Source organism: Kitasatospora sp. NPDC059160, assembly GCF_042755465.1.
Lineage (GTDB): Bacteria > Actinomycetota > Actinomycetes > Streptomycetales > Streptomycetaceae > Kitasatospora.
This window is the reverse complement of sequence record NZ_JBHZCN010000154.1, coordinates 1-16,480: the sequence shown is the minus strand read 5'-3', so window position 1 is coordinate 16,480 and position 16,480 is coordinate 1. Positions and strand designations below refer to the sequence as shown.

At 73.4% G+C, this 16,480-nt stretch carries 13 protein-coding genes and 1 pseudogene; 9 read left to right on the top strand and 5 right to left on the bottom strand.

What is annotated here, in order from left to right:
• Nucleotides 1-740: 740 nt before the first annotated feature.
• The 3 genes and pseudogenes from ACFXOZ_RS39175 to ACFXOZ_RS39165 form a co-directional block, all read right to left on the bottom strand.
• Nucleotides 741-1,964: pseudogene (locus tag ACFXOZ_RS39175) on the bottom strand (diguanylate cyclase domain-containing protein); the annotation flags it as partial.
• 271 nt (nucleotides 1,965-2,235) lie between these two features.
• Nucleotides 2,236-3,357, bottom strand: coding sequence for an adenylate/guanylate cyclase domain-containing protein (locus tag ACFXOZ_RS39170; RefSeq protein ID WP_375894733.1), 1,122 nt, complete (start codon nucleotides 3,355-3,357; stop codon nucleotides 2,236-2,238).
• Between the two features lie 173 nt (nucleotides 3,358-3,530).
• Nucleotides 3,531-4,436 (bottom strand): biotin--[acetyl-CoA-carboxylase] ligase, encoded by a 906-nt coding sequence (locus ACFXOZ_RS39165; protein ID WP_380594778.1) that lies wholly within the window; start codon nucleotides 4,434-4,436, stop codon nucleotides 3,531-3,533.
• 233 nt (nucleotides 4,437-4,669) lie between these two features.
• Here ACFXOZ_RS39165 and ACFXOZ_RS39160 point away from each other — a divergent pair, with 233 nt between their 5' ends.
• The 6 genes from ACFXOZ_RS39160 to ACFXOZ_RS39135 all read left to right on the top strand — a co-directional run bounded on the left by ACFXOZ_RS39160 (nucleotide 4,670) and on the right by ACFXOZ_RS39135 (nucleotide 10,281).
• Nucleotides 4,670-6,280 carry an acyl-CoA carboxylase subunit beta gene (locus ACFXOZ_RS39160; protein WP_380531324.1) on the top strand — a complete coding sequence of 537 codons (1,611 nt, stop codon included), beginning with the start codon at nucleotides 4,670-4,672 and terminating at the stop codon, nucleotides 6,278-6,280.
• Nucleotides 6,281-6,309: 29 nt separating this feature from the next.
• Entirely contained in the window at nucleotides 6,310-6,531 is a 222-nt protein-coding gene (locus tag ACFXOZ_RS39155; RefSeq protein WP_375894726.1) for an acyl-CoA carboxylase subunit epsilon, read from the top strand.
• Between the two features lie 135 nt (nucleotides 6,532-6,666).
• A complete protein-coding gene (mmpB, locus tag ACFXOZ_RS39150) occupies nucleotides 6,667-6,807 on the top strand; it encodes a morphogenic membrane protein MmpB (protein ID WP_375894723.1) in 141 nt (46 codons plus the stop codon).
• A gap of 47 nt (nucleotides 6,808-6,854) precedes the next feature.
• On the top strand, nucleotides 6,855-7,457 hold the full coding sequence (locus ACFXOZ_RS39145) for a nucleoside triphosphate pyrophosphatase (protein ID WP_375894721.1): 603 nt from the start codon (nucleotides 6,855-6,857) through the stop codon (nucleotides 7,455-7,457).
• Between the two features lie 66 nt (nucleotides 7,458-7,523).
• Nucleotides 7,524-8,270 (top strand): hypothetical protein, encoded by a 747-nt coding sequence (locus ACFXOZ_RS39140; RefSeq protein ID WP_380531320.1) that lies wholly within the window; start codon nucleotides 7,524-7,526, stop codon nucleotides 8,268-8,270.
• A 235-nt stretch (nucleotides 8,271-8,505) separates the two neighbouring features.
• Nucleotides 8,506-10,281 carry an acetyl/propionyl/methylcrotonyl-CoA carboxylase subunit alpha gene (locus ACFXOZ_RS39135; RefSeq protein WP_375894716.1) on the top strand — a complete coding sequence of 592 codons (1,776 nt, stop codon included), beginning with the start codon at nucleotides 8,506-8,508 and terminating at the stop codon, nucleotides 10,279-10,281.
• Between the two features lie 116 nt (nucleotides 10,282-10,397).
• Here the strand turns inward: ACFXOZ_RS39135 and ACFXOZ_RS39130 are convergent, their stop codons facing one another.
• The gene (locus tag ACFXOZ_RS39130; RefSeq protein ID WP_375894812.1) at nucleotides 10,398-11,357 is read right to left on the bottom strand and encodes a DeoR/GlpR family DNA-binding transcription regulator; all 960 of its coding nucleotides are present in this window, start codon (nucleotides 11,355-11,357) and stop codon (nucleotides 10,398-10,400) included.
• 235 nt (nucleotides 11,358-11,592) lie between these two features.
• Complete coding sequence (locus tag ACFXOZ_RS39125) at nucleotides 11,593-13,044, bottom strand: NAD(P)H-quinone dehydrogenase (protein WP_380531313.1); 1,452 nt, start codon at nucleotides 13,042-13,044, stop codon at nucleotides 11,593-11,595.
• A gap of 97 nt (nucleotides 13,045-13,141) precedes the next feature.
• Between ACFXOZ_RS39125 and ACFXOZ_RS39120 the strand changes: the two genes are divergently transcribed.
• The 3 genes from ACFXOZ_RS39120 to ACFXOZ_RS39110 all read left to right on the top strand — a co-directional run bounded on the left by ACFXOZ_RS39120 (nucleotide 13,142) and on the right by ACFXOZ_RS39110 (nucleotide 16,438).
• Entirely contained in the window at nucleotides 13,142-13,579 is a 438-nt protein-coding gene (locus ACFXOZ_RS39120) for a gamma-glutamylcyclotransferase (RefSeq protein ID WP_350503464.1), read from the top strand.
• A 146-nt stretch (nucleotides 13,580-13,725) separates the two neighbouring features.
• Nucleotides 13,726-14,547 carry a purine-nucleoside phosphorylase gene (locus tag ACFXOZ_RS39115; RefSeq protein ID WP_375894710.1) on the top strand — a complete coding sequence of 274 codons (822 nt, stop codon included), beginning with the start codon at nucleotides 13,726-13,728 and terminating at the stop codon, nucleotides 14,545-14,547.
• Nucleotides 14,548-14,713: 166 nt separating this feature from the next.
• On the top strand, nucleotides 14,714-16,438 hold the full coding sequence (locus ACFXOZ_RS39110; protein WP_380531309.1) for a phospho-sugar mutase: 1,725 nt from the start codon (nucleotides 14,714-14,716) through the stop codon (nucleotides 16,436-16,438).
• Nucleotides 16,439-16,480 lie beyond the last annotated feature (42 nt).

The window sequence follows — 16,480 nt, the reverse complement described above, 5'->3', positions numbered from 1 at the left end:
CCGCCAACGGTCTCAACCCCCCCTCGATGAGGGTCGGCGGTCTGAAAATCACCCAGCCGCCGGAGCACCCACCCCCGGAACCGCCCCCGGACCCACCCACCCTCCCGAAAGCCCACCCCCCACACCCCAGCCCCGCGCAGCGGCCCTCACACCACCGGCGGCGACGCACCCCCCGCCAACGCCACCGCCGCCAAAGCCCGCAACGCACAAGCCACCTGCCCCAACGGCAACGTCGCATCGTCCGCGAAGAGCTCGACCAACCAGCCCCCCGCCGCGTTCTGCCCGCCCGCCGCGACCATCCCGCGGTACCCGGAGACCACGAGCATCGCCTCCTCCGCCGGATCGTTCCCCGCCGCCCCCGCGCGGAGCGCGAACGCCCCGCCACGAACGGCCCGCCGGGTCATCGGGTAGTGACGGAGGTCGAACACCGCGTCGGGCGCCTCGATCTGGGCCCGCTGGGTCTCGGCCCGGGTGCTGCTGGGCCCGCTGGTCATCCGGTAGACGGCGTGCTGGGCGGTGCGCATCAGCTGGGAGCCGGGCGGCACGTACGAGACCCACCAGCCGACCGCGTCGAGCAGCCGGGCGGAGGTCTCGGCGACGACGGCCAGCTTGGCGAGGGTGTCGGCCGGGTGGACGGCCCGGGCGGCCGCGGCCTGGTCGAGGGCGGAGAGGACCGCGGTGAGCAGCTGTCCGGGGTCGGCGCTGTGGGCGGCGCCGCGGAACCGCCGCCGGTCGGCGGTGCCGGCCCGGCCGCCGGGCCCGCGGCGTCCGTCGGCGCGGTGGTGGGGGTCGGCGGCGTCGGCGAGCAGCACGGTGGGGTCGGGCGAGAAGCCGGGGCCGTGGCTGCGCCCGGCCACGACGGGGTGGGCGGCGCGGGCGGCCTTGGCCCGGTACTGGGCGGCGTCGGCGAGCCGGAAGAGCCGGTCGGGGGTGGTGACCGGTCCGATGGAGTCCCCGGTGGAGGCGACGCCGCAGGCGACCCCCTCGCCCTCGGCGAGGGCGAGGGCCCGGGCACAGAGCTCCTCGGCGACGGCGACCACCTCGTCGGCCTTCTGTCCTTCGGCGAGCAGGCAGAACTCGTCCCCGCCGAGCCGGGCGGCCAGGCTGCCGGGCAGTTTGGCGGCGGCCAGCGAGAGCTGGTGGGCGAAGCGTTCGAGCAGCCGGTCGCCCATCTCGTGGCCGAGCTGGTCGTTGACCCGTTTGAGTCCGTTGACGTCGCAGACCACCAGCGAGACCACGGTGTTGTCCCGGTTGTGGGCCTCCAGCGCGCTCTCCAGCCGGGCGTCGACGGCCCGCCGGTTGGCGAGGCCGGTGAGCGGGTCGGAGAAGGCGAGTCTGCGCAGGTCGGCGAGGCGTTCGGTCTGGGCGAGGCCGGCCGAGATCTGGGCGGCGAGCAGGGTCGCGTAGTCGGCGTCGGCCTCGGTGAAGACCGGCAGGCCGACGGACCGGGCGAGGTAGAGCTCGCCCCAGGCCTGTCCGTGCAGCACGATCGGCGCGACCACGCAGCAGGCCCGGCCGCGCCGGCGCAGCGCGGCGGCGCGCTCCTGGCAGTACGCGCCGGCGGTCGGGTGTGCGTGCCCGGCGTGCGGCTCGTCGTTCTCGGCGGTCTGCAGCCAGGCGCGCGGCAGCCGCCCGGTGGTCCAGCGTTCCTCCAGGTAGGTGACGATCTCCGGGAAGTCCGCGACCGGGTAGGACTCGTCCTGCGGCAGTTCCTCCTCGCCGGGCGCGAGCCGGCCGTGGTTGACCAGCACGCGCAGCCGGCCGGACTCGCGGTCCCAGACCGAGACGGCGGCCATGGTGGCGCCGAGCGCCTCGGTGGCCCGGGCGGCGGCGGCCCGGACGGCCTCCAGCGGGGTGAGCGCCCCGGCCATGTCCTGGGCGAGTTCGACCACCGACTGGAGCCGCAGGTCGGGCAGCGGGTCGGCGCGGTGCGGGCCCTCGCAGTCGCAGCCGCGGTCCGTCATGATCGCCTCACTGCTCACCGGCTCGCCTCGCTCCCTGTGCTCGGTCCTCCCGGACCCCCACCGGTCGGCCGCACCCGTGGCCGCTTGCACCAAGACTAGGGCGATTTCGTTCGGTTTTGCCCCGTTTGCCCGGATGGAACCGCAGCAGGCGGTACGACCTTCAACCGTTCGGCCACCGAAACACCACCGACCGGCCCCATCGAACGCCCCGACCGGCCCACTCCCACCGGTGCGACCGCTCCGACCGGTCCGGCTACTCCGACCGGTCCGGCTACTCCGCCTTCATCCGCCGCGACAGCAGCCACGGCTCCACCAGCCCCAGCCCCCGCACCGGCCGCCGCCACATCGGCTGGAGGTGGAACCGCGCCCCCGCGTCCGGCCCCGGCACCGGCAGCCCGGAGGCGGGCATCCCGGCCGCCACCGACAGCGCCTCGGCCAGGCCCGGCCCCTCCGAGTCGGCGGGGGCGACGCTGCCGTTCTGCTCCAGGGCGGCGGCGAACTCGCCGTCGATGAGCACCGCGTCCTTGGGGGCGATGGAGGTGAGCCGGCTGGCCAGGTTCACGGTGGTGCCGAAGACGTCGCCCATCCGCTGGGTGACCGTCCCGAAGGCCATGCCGACCCGCAGCGCCGGGATGGTCTCGTCCTCGGCGAGGGCGTCGATCAGGCTGAGCGCGATCTCGGCGGCGGTGGCCGGGTCCTCGGAGACGTAGAGGATCTCGTCGCCCAGGGTCTTGATCACCCGGCCGCCCTGCCCGGCGATCAGGTCGGAGCAGGTGTTCTCGAAGGTCTCGACGAGTTCGCCGAGTTCCTCCTCCTCCAGCCGCCGGGACAGCCGGGTGAAGCCGACCAGGTCCGCGAAGCCCACCGCGAGCCGGCCGCTGGTGATCTCGTTGTCCTCGGCGGCCTGCACCACCCGGCCGGTGACGGCGGCCAGTTGGCGCCGCCAGACGTACACCAGGAACTGCTCCAGTTCCGGCAGCAGCAGTTCGACCAGCGGGTACGCGACGTCGGCGCGGGTCAGTCCGGGCTCGACGGCCTGGGTGAGGTTCTCCAGGAAGGTGTCCATCTGCCAACCGGCCAGCCGGGCCGTGGTCTGGCCGGTGGAGCGGGCCACCTGGATCGCCATCGACTCGCTGAGCAGCCCGGACTCGACCAGTCCGGCGAGGCGCCGCAGCGCGATCACGTCGCCGTCGGTGAGGGCCCGGGACTGGCCGATGTCGGGGAAGCCCATGGCCCGCCAGAAGCGGGTGGCCAGCTCCATCGGGACGTCGGCGGCACGCGCGGCCTGGTACGGGGTGTAGCGGCGTGGTGCGTCCAGGATCAGGCGTTCCAGTTCGAGCGCGACCGTGGGGTCGTGGCTGCCCGCCGTCCCGCCGTTGCCGTCCTCTGCCACCGGTCCGTCCCCGTGCGGTCGCCGCACTCGCCTCGTGTCCTACCCGTCCGGGCACGCCGTCCGCCACCCGGGCGGACAGTGGCGCGCCTCACACCGCTGCCAGGTGGAATGTTCGCACGGAATCGCGTGATCCGGGGCATCCGCCCGAGTCAAGGAGAGGTGAAGACTGCCGCTCAGCGCGGCTCGGGGCGCGGTTCGGGGCGGACGTGGACCACGTCCCCCGCGCCGACCGCCCGGCGTGCGCCGTCCGCGGTGCGGACCACCAGGCGGCCGTCCCCGTCGATCGCGACCGCCTCGCCGACCAGCTCGTGGTCGCCCGGCAGGTGCACCTTGACCTGCCGGCCGAGGGTGCTGCAGCGGTCCGCGTACGCCCGCAGCAGGTCGCTGGCGTGCGGGTCCCCGGCGGCGGCCGTCCACTCCCGGTAGAGCCCGGCGAACTCGCGCAGCAGGGCGCGCAGCAGGACCGAGCGGTCGGTGGTGGCGGCTCCGGCCAGCGCCAGCGAGGCGGCGGTGGGGACGGGCAGCTCCGCGGTGCGCAACGAGACGTTGAGGCCCATCCCGACCACCACCGCGCCGCCGCTCAGCTCGGTGAGGATGCCGCCGAGCTTGCGCTCCGCGCCGTCGATCCCGGTCTGGAGGTCGTTGGGCCACTTCAACCCGACCTCGACCCCGGCCACCCGGTCCAGGGCGCTGGCGGCGGCCACCCCGACCAGGATCGGCAGCCAGCCGTACCGCTCGACCGGTACCTCCTCCGGGCGCAGCAGGAAGGACAGGAACAGTCCGGAGCGGGCCGGGGCGGTCCACTGCCGGTCCAGCCGCCCGCGCGCGGCGCTCTGCGCCTCGGCGACCAGCACCGCGCCCTGCGGGGCGCCCGCGCGGGCCCGCTCGGCGAGGTCGCTGTTGGTCGAGCCGGTCTCGGTGACGACGTCCAGCGAGGTCCACAGCCCACCCGGGACGACCAGGTCGCGGCGCAGCACCTCCTGGTCCAGCGGCGGCCGGTCCAGGTCGGTCCAGGGGGACGGTCCGGTGCGGCCGAAGCCGCGCAGTCCGCTGCGGCGGGAGGTCTCGGGTGCGGTCATGGTGGCCACCCTAGGACGTGCACCGGCCCGCGGCAGGACGGGCCGCAGAGGCGCAGTCCGCCCCATCGTCCCGCAGAACGCTCGTTGACACACTGTGTCGATGGCCATAACGCCAGGACGTGCCGCATCGCCCTGCGCGCTGGTTACGCTACGCAGCGGTAGTTCGCAGCGCCGCCCTGCCCTCGTGCGCGAGCCCCCGATCCCGGCCCGCGCGATCGAACAGGTCGCGGCCCATGATCAGGGAGAGCCACCGGATGACCGAGGCGCCGTACGACCCCCACACCACCGCCGGGAAACTGGCCGACCTGCGGCGCAGGCTGGACGAGGCGGTGCACTCCGGCTCGTCCAAGGCCGTGGAGAAGCAGCACGCCAAGGGCAAGCAGACGGCCCGGGAGCGGGTCCTGGAGCTGCTCGACGAGGACTCCTTCGTCGAGTTCGACGAGTTCGCCCGGCACCGCTCGACCAACTTCGGCCAGGAGAAGAACCGCCCGTACGGCGACGGCGTGGTGACCGGCTACGGCACCGTCGACGGCCGCCAGGTCGCCGTCTTCGCCCAGGACTTCACCGTCTTCGGCGGTTCGCTCGGCGAGGTCTTCGGCGAGAAGATCGTCAAGGTGATGGACTTCGCGCTGAAGACCGGCTGCCCGGTCATCGGCATCAACGACTCCGGCGGCGCCCGGATCCAGGAGGGCGTGGTCTCGCTCGGCCTGTACGGCGAGATCTTCCGCCGCAACGTGCACGCCTCCGGCGTCATCCCGCAGATCTCGCTGATCATGGGCCCCTGCGCCGGCGGCGCGGTCTACTCCCCCGCGATCACCGACTTCGTGGTGATGGCCGACCAGACCTCGCACATGTTCATCACCGGCCCGGACGTCATCAAGACGGTGACCGGCGAGGACGTCGGCATGGAGGAGCTGGGCGGCGCCCGCACCCACAACACCAAGTCCGGCAACGCCCACTACCTGGCCTCGGACGAGAAGGAGGCGATCGAGTACGTCAAGAACCTGCTGTCGTACCTGCCCTCCAACAACCTGAGCGACCCGCCGTCCTACCCGGAGCAGGCCGACCTCTCGGTCACCGACGAGGACCTCGAACTCGACGCCATCGTGCCGGACTCGGCGAACCAGCCGTACGACATGCGCAAGGTGATCGAGCACGTCGTCGACGACGGCGAGTTCCTGGAGACCCAGCCGCTGTACGCGGGCAACATCATCACCGGCTTCGGCCGGGTCGAGGGCCACCCGGTCGGCATCGTCGGCAACCAGCCGATGGACCTGGCCGGCTGCCTGGACATCAACGCCAGCGAGAAGGCCGCGCGGTTCATCCGCACCTGCGACTCCTTCAACATCCCGGTGCTGACCTTCGTGGACGTGCCCGGCTTCCTGCCCGGCACCGAGCAGGAGTGGGACGGCATCATCCGCCGCGGCGCCAAGCTGATCTACGCCTACGCCGAGGCGACCGTCCCGCTGATCACCGTGATCACCCGCAAGGCCTTCGGCGGCGCGTACGACGTCATGGGCTCCAAGCACCTGGGCGCCGACCTCAACCTGGCCTGGCCGACCGCGCAGATCGCGGTGATGGGCGCCCAGGGCGCGGTCAACATCCTGCACCGCCGGGAGATCGCCGAGGCCGCGGCCACCGGCACCGTCGAGGAGAAGCGGGCCGAGCTGATCGCCTCGTACGAGGACACCCTGCTGAACCCGTACCTGGCCGCCGAGCGCGGCTACGTCGACGCGGTGATCGCCCCGAGCGAGACCCGCCGGCACATCGTCCGGGGCCTGCGGGCGCTGCGCGGCAAGCGCGAGGTGCTGCCGCCCAAGAAGCACGGCAACATCCCCCTGTAGGCACCACCCCTCTCGGGAGAGAACCAGCCATGTCCCCGATCCACGTGCTGCACGGGCAGCCGACCCCCGAGGAGCTCGCCACCGTCCTGGCGGTGGTCCAGGCCCGGGCCGCCGCCGCGCAGGCCGCCGCGGAGGCGGCGCGCCTGGCCGGTGTCGGCCCGGCCTCCCCCTGGAACGACCGCTCCCGGCTGCTCCGCCCCGCCGTCCACCCGGGCGTCAACGCCTGGCGCACCTCGGGCTGGGCGCACTGAGTTGACCACGCGGAGCAGGAAGTCGGCCGGCCCGACTTCCTGCTCCCCGACTCGCCCGGTCGCTCGCCCGCTTTGCCCGAAACCTGAGTACGGATACTCAGGCGGCCGGGCCCACCCGCACCGCACTCTGGACGGGTGCTCTGGTCAGACCCCGAGGACGGGCCCTCGCCCGAGGCCCGTCGCATGCAGGAGCGGATGCAGCGGGCCGGCAAGGTGCTCGCCGCGATCGTGCTGGTGGGTGCCGTCCTGATCATGGTCAGCCGGTACTTCACCTGAGTCGTTCACCAGAACGGCTCAACCACCAACCCCCTACCCTGGTGGGCATGACCGACCAGCGCTCCCTCGTCCTCGCTTCCGCCTCCCCCGCCCGCCTCGGGCTGCTGCGCCAGGCGGGGCTCGACCCGCGCGTGGTGGTCAGCGGCGTCGACGAGGACGCGATCACCGCCGCCACCCCCGGCGAGCTCGCCCTCGTCCTGGCCGAGGCCAAGGCGAAGGCCGTCGCCGCCGAACTGACCGGCGGCGAGCTGGTGATCGGCTGCGACTCCGTCCTGGAACTGGACGGCCTGGCCCTCGGCAAGCCGGCCGACGCCACCGAGGCGCTGGCCCGCTGGCAGTCCATGCGCGGCCGCGCCGGGGTGCTGCGCACCGGCCACTGCGTGATCGACACCGCGACCGGCCGGCAGTCCTCGGCGACCGCCTCCACCACCGTCCGCTTCGGCACCCCGGACGACGCGGAGGTGGCCGCCTACGTCGCCTCCGGCGAACCGCTGCACGTGGCCGGGGCGTTCACCCTGGACGGCCGCTCGGCGCCGTTCGTCGACGGCATCGACGGCGACCCGGGCAACGTCATCGGCCTGTCCCTGCCGCTGCTGCGCCGGCTGCTCGCCGACCTGGACGTCCGCATCACCGATCTGTGGGCCAACTGACCTGCCAGTCCGCCTGCTTGTGCCTCTAAGCTGACCGGCGTCCGAACGGGGAGGGGAACGCGGGCGATGACCGACAACGTGCTCAACGTGGTGCTCGGCCTGGTGGCCAGCGCCATCAGCGCCGGGCTCGGCTGGCTGGCTCAGGCCCTGCGGCGGCGCCGGAAGGTCGAGCGGGTACGGGAGTTCTTCGGGCTCCCGTCCGGCAGCGACTGCCTGATCGTGGTGCCCCGCAGCGTCGGGACGGGCTCGCACGCCAACACCGTGACCCGCCGGGACGCCTACGCCCTGATGTGGCTGGCCGGGCTGGTCGAGGAGTGCGGCGCCCGGCCCGAACTGGTCGCCCACGACGCCGCGCACCGCGGCCTGGGCGCCAAGACCGAGCTGTGCCTGGGCGGTCCGGTCAGCAACGAGCGGATGGCCGCTCACCTGGCCTGGGGCCTGCCGGGCGTGCTGGTCACCTCCGGTCCGGGCCCGGGCAGCAACGTGATCGTGGTCGGCGACCGGGACTTCACCGTCGAAGCCGACCGGACCCACGTCCTACTGGCCCGGATCGCCACCCCGGAGGGCGGCCGCCCGGTGTTCCTGATCTCCGGCCAGACCGGCACGGCCAACCAGGCGGGCGTGCGCTACCTGGTCGCGCACCACCGCGAACTGGCCCGCGAGCACGGCCGGAACGGCACCTTCGCCCTCGTCCTGCGGGTGGTCAACCCGGACGCGTACGGGCCGGACATGGTCGAGCCGGTCGCCGACGTGACGGCCGAGGCGCTCCGTCGCCCCACCGCCGCGGCACCGGCCGGAAGCACCGCGGCATGAGCGGGCCGCGGAAGGTGTGTCCCATCCCACCGACCCGCCACGCCGCCCCGCGGTCACCCACCGTCGACCACCCCCGTGCGAGCACACCTGCCACCACCTGCGCAGTCGTTCTCAACCCCGTCCCGGCGGCGGGGAATCCCATCACCGAGCGTGTGGGATAGTTCACAACCCGGGGCTACTCGCCGGTACCGCCCAGGAATCCATAAACTCATCGAGGTTCAAGAAGGGAGCCACAGTGCGCAAGGTGCTCATCGCCAACCGCGGGGAAATCGCCGTCCGCGTCGCCAGGGCCTGCTCGGACGCCGGTATCGCCAGCGTCGCCGTCTACGCCGAGCCGGACCGGGATGCGCTGCACGTCCGCGCGGCCGACGAGGCTTACGCGCTGGGCGGTGACACCCCCGGCACCAGTTACCTGGACATCGCCAAGGTCCTCAAGGCCGCCGAGGACTCCGGCGCCGACGCCGTCCACCCCGGCTACGGGTTCCTGTCGGAGAACGCCGAGTTCGCCCAGGCCGTCCTCGACGCGGGCCTGACCTGGATCGGCCCGCCGCCGCAGGCCATCCGCGACCTCGGTGACAAGGTCACCGCCCGTCACGTCGCCCAGCGCGCCGGCGCCCCGCTGGTGGCCGGCACTCCGGACCCGGTCTCGGGTGCCGACGAGGTCGTCGCGTTCGCCCGGGAGCACGGCCTGCCGGTCGCCATCAAGGCGGCCTTCGGCGGCGGCGGCCGCGGCCTCAAGGTCGCCCGCAACCTGGAGGAGATCCCGGAGCTGTACGAGTCCGCGGTGCGCGAGGCGGTCGCCGCCTTCGGTCGCGGCGAGTGCTTCGTGGAGCGCTACCTGGACAACCCGCGGCACGTGGAGACCCAGTGCCTCGCGGACAAGCACGGCAACGTGGTGGTCGTCTCCACCCGTGACTGCTCGCTGCAGCGCCGGCACCAGAAGCTGGTCGAGGAGGCGCCCGCGCCGTTCCTGACCGAGGCCCAGAACGCCGAGCTGTACCGCGCCTCCAAGGCCATCCTCAAGGAGGCCGGCTACGAGGGCGCCGGGACCTGCGAGTTCCTGGTCGCGCTGGACGGCACGATCTCCTTCCTGGAGGTCAACACCCGTCTGCAGGTGGAGCACCCGGTCACCGAGGAGGTCACCGGGATCGACCTGGTCCGCGAGATGTTCCGGATCGCCGACGGCGAGGAGCTCGGCTACGGCGACCCGGAGGTGCGCGGTCACTCCTTCGAGTTCCGCATCAACGGCGAGGACCCGGGCCGCAACTTCCTGCCCGCGCCCGGCACCGTGACGCTGTTCGCCCCGCCGTCCGGCCCGGGCGTGCGCCTGGACTCCGGCGTGGAGTCCGGCTCGGTCATCGGCCCGGCCTGGGACTCGCTGCTGGCCAAGCTGGTCGTCTCCGGCCGCGACCGCAAGCAGGCCCTGGAGCGGGCCAGGCGCGCGCTGAACGAGTTCAAGGTCGAGGGCATGGCCACCGCCATCCCGTTCCACCAGGCGGTCGTCACCGACCCGGCGTTCGCGCCGGAGGTGCACGGCGGCGAGGGCCCGTTCACGATCTACACCCGCTGGATCGAGACCGAGTTCGAGAACACCATCCCGGCCTTCACCGGCGGCGCCGGCGAGGGCGAGGAGGCGGAGACCCGGGAGACCGTGGTCGTCGAGGTCGGCGGCAAGCGGATCGAGGTCTCGCTGCCGTCCTCGCTGGGCGTCGCGGCGGCCCCGGCCGCCGGTGCGACCGGTGCCGCCAAGGCCAAGCGCCGGGTGGGCGCCAAGAAGGCCGGCTCGTCCGTCAGCGGTGACACCCTGGCCTCGCCGATGCAGGGCACCATCGTCAAGGTCGCCGTCGAGGAGGGCCAGGTCGTCGCCGAGGGCGAGCTGATCGTGGTCCTGGAGGCGATGAAGATGGAGCAGCCGCTGAACGCCCACAAGGCGGGCACCGTGGTCGGCCTCAAGGCCGAGGTCGGCGCGAGCGTCAGCAGCGGCGCCGCGCTCTGCGAGATCAAGGACTGACGACGGGTTCGTCAGTCTTCGACCGGTCCGTACTCCCTTCGGGGGTGCGGACCGGTCGCGTTTACTCGCCCGCCCGCCTCCGGGGCGGGTAGGCCCGCGCGACGGCACGGCCGGGCTCAGCGCCCGCGCGGCAGGCCCATCTCGGCCAGCCGGACCGGCAGCCCGCCGGGGCCGACCGGGCCGCCGCCGTGCGCCCCGGGGCGGCGCTGGCCGGGCAGCGGGGCGCCGCCGGGCGGCGGGACCGGACGGCGGCCCAGCGGGCCCGGCTGGGTCTGGTGGACCGGGCCGCTGCCGGTGCCGTGCACGGGGGCGTCGCCGCTCGGCGCGGCCCCGAGCGGAGCCAGGTCGATCTGCACCCCGCAGTCGGCGAGCGCGTCCAGTTCGCGGGCGCAGGCGTCGTCGGCGGTGGCCTGCTCGTCGGTGACCAGCCGGGTGATGGTCTCGGTGGAGACGGTCTGGAACATGCCGGCCGCGCCGAGCTTGGTGTGGTCGGCGAGGACGATGACCTCGGCGGCCGCCAGCACCATGGCCCGGTCCACGCTCGCGGACAGCATGTTCGCGGTCGACAGCCCCCGCTCGGCGGTCAGCCCGCTGCCGGAGATGAAGGCCTTGGTGACCCGCAGCCCCTGCAGGGACTGCTCGGCGCCGCTGCCCACCAGGGCGTAGTTGGAGCCGCGCAAGGTCCCGCCGGTCATCACCACCTCGACCCGGTTGGCGTGCGCCAGCGCCTGGGCGACCAGCAGCGAGTTGGTGACCACCGTCAGCCCGGGCACCCGGGCCAGCCGGCGGGCCAGCTCCTGGGTGGTGGTGCCGGCGCCGACCACCACCGCGTCGCCCTCCTCCACCAGCCCGGCGGCGAGGTCCGCGATGGCGCTCTTCTCCGCCGCGGACAGGTGGGTCTTCTGCGGGTATCCGGGTTCGCGGCTGAAGCCGCCGGGGAGCACCGCGCCGCCGTGCCGGCGGTCGAGGAGCCCTTCTGCCTCCAGCGCCCGCACGTCACGGCGCACGGTCACTTCGGAGGTCTGGACGACGCGGGCCAACTCCCGGAGCGAGACCGCTCCGTTGGCGCGCACCATTTCGAGGATCAACTGGCGACGTTCTGCTGCAAACACAGAACCGACGGTAACCTGCGTGACCGTCTGCTTTCAGGCGTTTGCAGCTGGTAGCGGGAATTGCTCACGCAAGAGCGGCGCGTGACCGTACAATACGCGCCGTCAACAACCCGGAACTGCGCCCGCCGTCCGGGTGACGATCATGCCTGCGCGAAGGGCGGCCGCCGACCGGCAGCCGCCCCAACTGTGCGCCTTGAGCTCAGGATTCGCCGCCGGCCCGCTTCCGGACGTGCAGCTGCCGGGCGGCCTCGGCGGTCGAGCCGGAGACCGACGGGTAGACGGTGAAGGCGCTGGCCACCTGTTCGACCGTCAGATTGGCGTCCACCGCGAGCGCGATCGGGTGGATCAGCTCGCTGGCCCGCGGGGCGACCACGACGCCGCCGACCACGATGCCGGTGCCCGGGCGGCAGAACAGCTTCACGAAGCCGTCCCGGATGCCCTGCATCTTCGCCCGCGGGTTGCCGCGCAGCGGCAGCTTGACCACGACGGCGTCCATCTTCCCGCACTCCACGTCGGCGGCGGTGTAGCCGACGGTGGCGATCTCCGGGTCGGTGAAGACGTTGGAGGCCACGGTCTTGAGGTTCAACGGCTGCACCGCGTCGCCCAGCGCGTGGTACATCGCGATCCGGCCCTGCATGGCCGCCACCGAGGCGAGCATGAAGACGCCGGTGCAGTCGCCGGCCGCGTACACGCCCGGGGCGCTGGTGCGGGAGACCCGGTCGACCTGGATCTGGCCCCAGTCGTTGAGCTTGACCCCGGCCTCCTCCAGGCCCATCTCGGCCGTGTTGGGGATCGAGCCGACCGCCATCAGGCAGTGGGTGCCCTCGATCACCTTGCCGTCGGAGAGGGTCACCTCGACCCGGTCGCCGATCCGCTTGGCGCTCTCGGCGCGCGAACGGCTCATCACGTTCATGCCGCGGCGGCGGAAGACCTCCTCCAGCACCTCGGCGGCGTCCGGGTCCTCGCCCGGCAGCACCCGGTCGCGGCTGGACACCAGGGTGACCTTCGAGCCGAGCGCCTGGTACGCGCCGGCGAACTCGGCACCGGTCACACCGGAACCGACCACGATCAGCTCGCGGGGCAGCTCCTCCAGGTCGTACACCTGGGTCCAGGTGAGGATCCGCTCGCCGTCCGGCTCGGCGTCCGGCACCTCGCGCGGGTGGGCGCCGGTGGCGATCAGCACCGCGTCGGCGCGCAGCGACTGCACGCTGCCGTCGGGGCCGTCCACCAGCACCTCGCGGGAGCCGTCCACGGCCTGCCCGCCGGCGCCGAGCCGGCCGCGCCCGCGCAGCACGGTGACCCCGGCGCGGGTGACGGACTGGGTGATGTCGTGGGACTGCGCGATCGCCAGGCGCTTCACACGGCGGTTGACCTTGCCCAGGTCGACGCCGATGACCTTGGACTCCCGCCCCTCGGCGGCGCCCTGGTCGACGGTGATGCCCAGCTCCTCGTACGAGCTGTCGAAGGTGGTCATCACCTCCGCGGTCGCGATCAGGGTCTTCGACGGCACGCAGTCCGTGAGCACCGCCGATCCGCCCAGACCGTCGCGGTCGACGACGGTCACCTCCGCGCCGAGCTGAGAGGCCACCAGGGCCGCCTCGTAGCCGCCGGGTCCGCCACCGATGATCACGATCCGAGTCACGTACCCCATTGTCCCGCACGCCGGGAGCGGCGCCACAAGGGGGTCCGCGCTCGATCTCTTCATCCACTCGCCCCGCCCCGTGGGCCGACCGGGCTACGCTGCACCCATGCCCCTTTACGCCGCGTATGCCACCAACCTCGATGCCCGGCAGATGACCCGCCGAGCCCCGCACTCCCCGCTGCGCGGCACGGGGTGGCTGGACGGCTGGCGGCTCACCTTCGGCGGCGAGCAGCTCGGCTGGGAGGGCTCGCTGGCCACCGTCGTGGAGGACGAGAAGGACCAGGTCTTCGTCTCCCTCTACGACATCGCGCCGATGGACGAGGAGGGCCTGGACCGCTGGGAGGGCGTCCAGCTCGGCATCTACCGCAAGATCAAGCTGCGGGCGCAGACCCTGGACGGCGACATCCCGGTCTGGACGTACGTGCTCAACGACTACGAGGGCGGCCTGCCCGCGGCCCGCTACCTCGGTCTGATCGCCGACGCCGCGGAGAGCGCCGGGGCCCCGCACGACTACGTGATGGAGCTGCGCCGGCGGCCGTGCTGACCGCCGGTCCTCTTTCCGTACGAATCGACGAACCCGGTCACCCGAAAGCGCCACCGAGCTGTGTTTTCGGGCCAACCGGGTAACGATCCGGCATGCCGCGGGCGAATTTCTACGCGCGTAGCCGAAAGCCGTCTATCCTCGGACCCGTGAACGCTTCTCCTCAGTCGGTCGTCTCCGCCGACCCCTACGCCGCCGCCCAGGCCGCCGCCGAGCGCCTGCGCGAGCTGACCGGTGCCGAGCGGCACGACGTCGCCCTGGTGATGGGCTCCGGCTGGGTGCCGGCCGCCGACGCCCTGGGCGAGACCGTGGCCGAGTTCCCGGTCACCGACCTCCCGGGCTTCCCCGCCCCCGCCGTGGCCGGCCACGCCGGCAAGATCCGCTCGGTGAAGATCGGCGACAAGCGCGCCCTGATCTTCCTGGGCCGCAACCACTACTACGAGGGCCACGGCGTCGCCACCGTCGTCCACGGCGTGCGCACCGCCGCCGCGGCCGGCTGCGGGATCATCGTGCTGACCAACGGCTGTGGCGGTCTGCGCCAGGGCTGGACCCCGGGTCAGCCGGTCCTGATCAGCGACCACATCAACCTGACCGCGGACTCCCCGATCGTCGGCGCCAACTTCGTCGACCTCACCGACCTGTACTCCAAGCGCCTGCGCGCCCTGTGCCACGAGGTCGACCCGAGCCTGGACGAGGCCGTCTACGTCCAGTTCCGCGGCCCGCACTACGAGACCCCGGCCGAGGTCAACATGGCCCGGGTGATCGGCGGCGAGCTGGTCGGCATGTCCACCACGCTGGAGGCCATCGCCGCCCGCGAGGCCGGCTCCGAGGTGCTCGGCATCTCCCTGGTCACCAACCTGGCCGCCGGCATCACCGGCGAGCCGCTCAACCACGAAGAGGTCCTGGAGGCCGGCAAGGCCTCGGCCGAGCGCATGGGCGAGCTGCTGGCGAAGGTCCTGGAGCGGATCTGACGCCTGCCGGGCGCAGAATCATGAACGACGGGGCCCACGGGCGGCGTGATCCGCTGATCACGCCATCCCGGGGGCCCCGTCCGCATGTGCACACCTCTTCTACTCCCCTTTGCGTGGAACCCTCCGGCCGTCACCCGACGCACTTCCCGATGGAGCAGGCAAGAACATGACGCAGGCACCTACCACCGACCTCCTCGCCCGGGCCCGCACCTGGCTGGCCGAGGACCCCGACCCGCAGACCCGCGAGGAGCTCGCCGCCCTGCTCGCCCGGGCCGAGGGCGCGGAGGCCCAGGAGGACAACACGCTCGCCTGGGCCGAGCTCGCCGAGCGCTTCTCCGACCGCCTCCAGTTCGGCACCGCCGGGCTGCGCGGCGAGCTCGGCGCCGGCCCGATGCGGATGAACCGCGCCGTGGTGATCCGGGCCGCCGCCGGCCTGGTCGCGTACGTGAAGCAGCAGGGCCTCGGCGACCTCGTGGTGATCGGCTACGACGCCCGGCACAAGTCGTACGACTTCGCCCGGGACACCGCCGCCGTGGTGGTCGGCGCCGGTCTGCGCGCCGCGCTGCTGCCGCGCCCGCTGCCGACCCCGGTGCTCGCCTTCGCCGTCCGCCACCTGGGCGCGGCCGCCGGCGTGACCGTCACCGCCAGCCACAACCCGCCGCAGGACAACGGCTACAAGGTCTACCTGGGCGACGGCTCGCAGATCGTCCCGCCGGCCGACGCCGGGATCGCCGCCGAGATCGACGCGATCGGCTCGCTGGACGACGTCCCGCGCGCCGGGGAGGGCTGGGAGGTGCTCGGCGAGGACGTCGTCGACGCCTACCTGACCCGGGCCGTCTCGATCGTCGACGAGCACAGCCCGCGCGAGCTGGACGTGGTCTACACCCCGATGCACGGCGTCGGCCGCGACACCCTGGTCGCCGCCTTCCGCCGGGCCGGCTTCCCCGCGCCGACCGTGGTCGCCGAGCAGGCCGAGCCCGACCCGGACTTCCCGACCGTGGCCTTCCCCAACCCGGAGGAGCCGGGGGCGATGGACCTCGCCTTCCGCACCGCCGCCGCGGTCGGCCCGGACATCGTGATCGCCAACGACCCGGACGCCGACCGCTGCGCGGTGGCCGTCCCGGTCAACGGCAACGCCGTGGGCAGCGGCAACGGCACCTCCGGCTGGCGGATGCTGCGCGGCGACGAGGTCGGCGCGCTGCTGGGCTCCGCGCTGGTCGCGAAGAAGGCCGAGGGCACCTTCGCCACCACCATCGTCTCCGCCACCCTGCTCGGCCGGATCGCCGAGGCCGCCGGCCTGGGCTACGCCGAGACGCTGACCGGCTTCAAGTGGATCTCCCGTGCCGAGGGCCTGCGCTACGGCTACGAGGAGGCGCTCGGCTACTGCGTCGACCCGCAGGGCGTCCGGGACAAGGACGGCATCACCGCCGCCCTGCTGGTCGCCGAGCTGGCCGCGACGCTCAAGCGGTCCGGCCGCACGCTGACCGACCTGCTGGACGACCTGGCGCTGGAGCACGGCCTGCACGCCACCGACCAGCTGTCCGTCCGGGTGCAGGACCTCTCGCTGATCGCCGACGCCATGCGCCGGCTGCGCGAGCAGCCGCCGACCGTCCTGGCCGGACTGACCGTCACCCGCGCCGACGACCTCTCGGCCGGCTCCGCCGAGCTGCCGCCCACCGACGGCCTGCGCTACTACCTGGCCGGCGAGACCGTGCGCTCGGCCCGGATCGTGGTCCGCCCCTCCGGCACCGAGCCCAAGCTCAAGTGCTACCTGGAGGTCGTCCTCCCGGTCGGCAGCGCGGCCGACCTGGCCGCCGCCCGGGAGCGGGCCGCCGGGCTGCTCGCCGACATCAAGCGGGACCTCGGCGCCGCCGCCGGCATCTCCGCCTGACCCCGTCGCGCGTGTGCCTCCCCGCCCCCGGTCCGGGGTCTG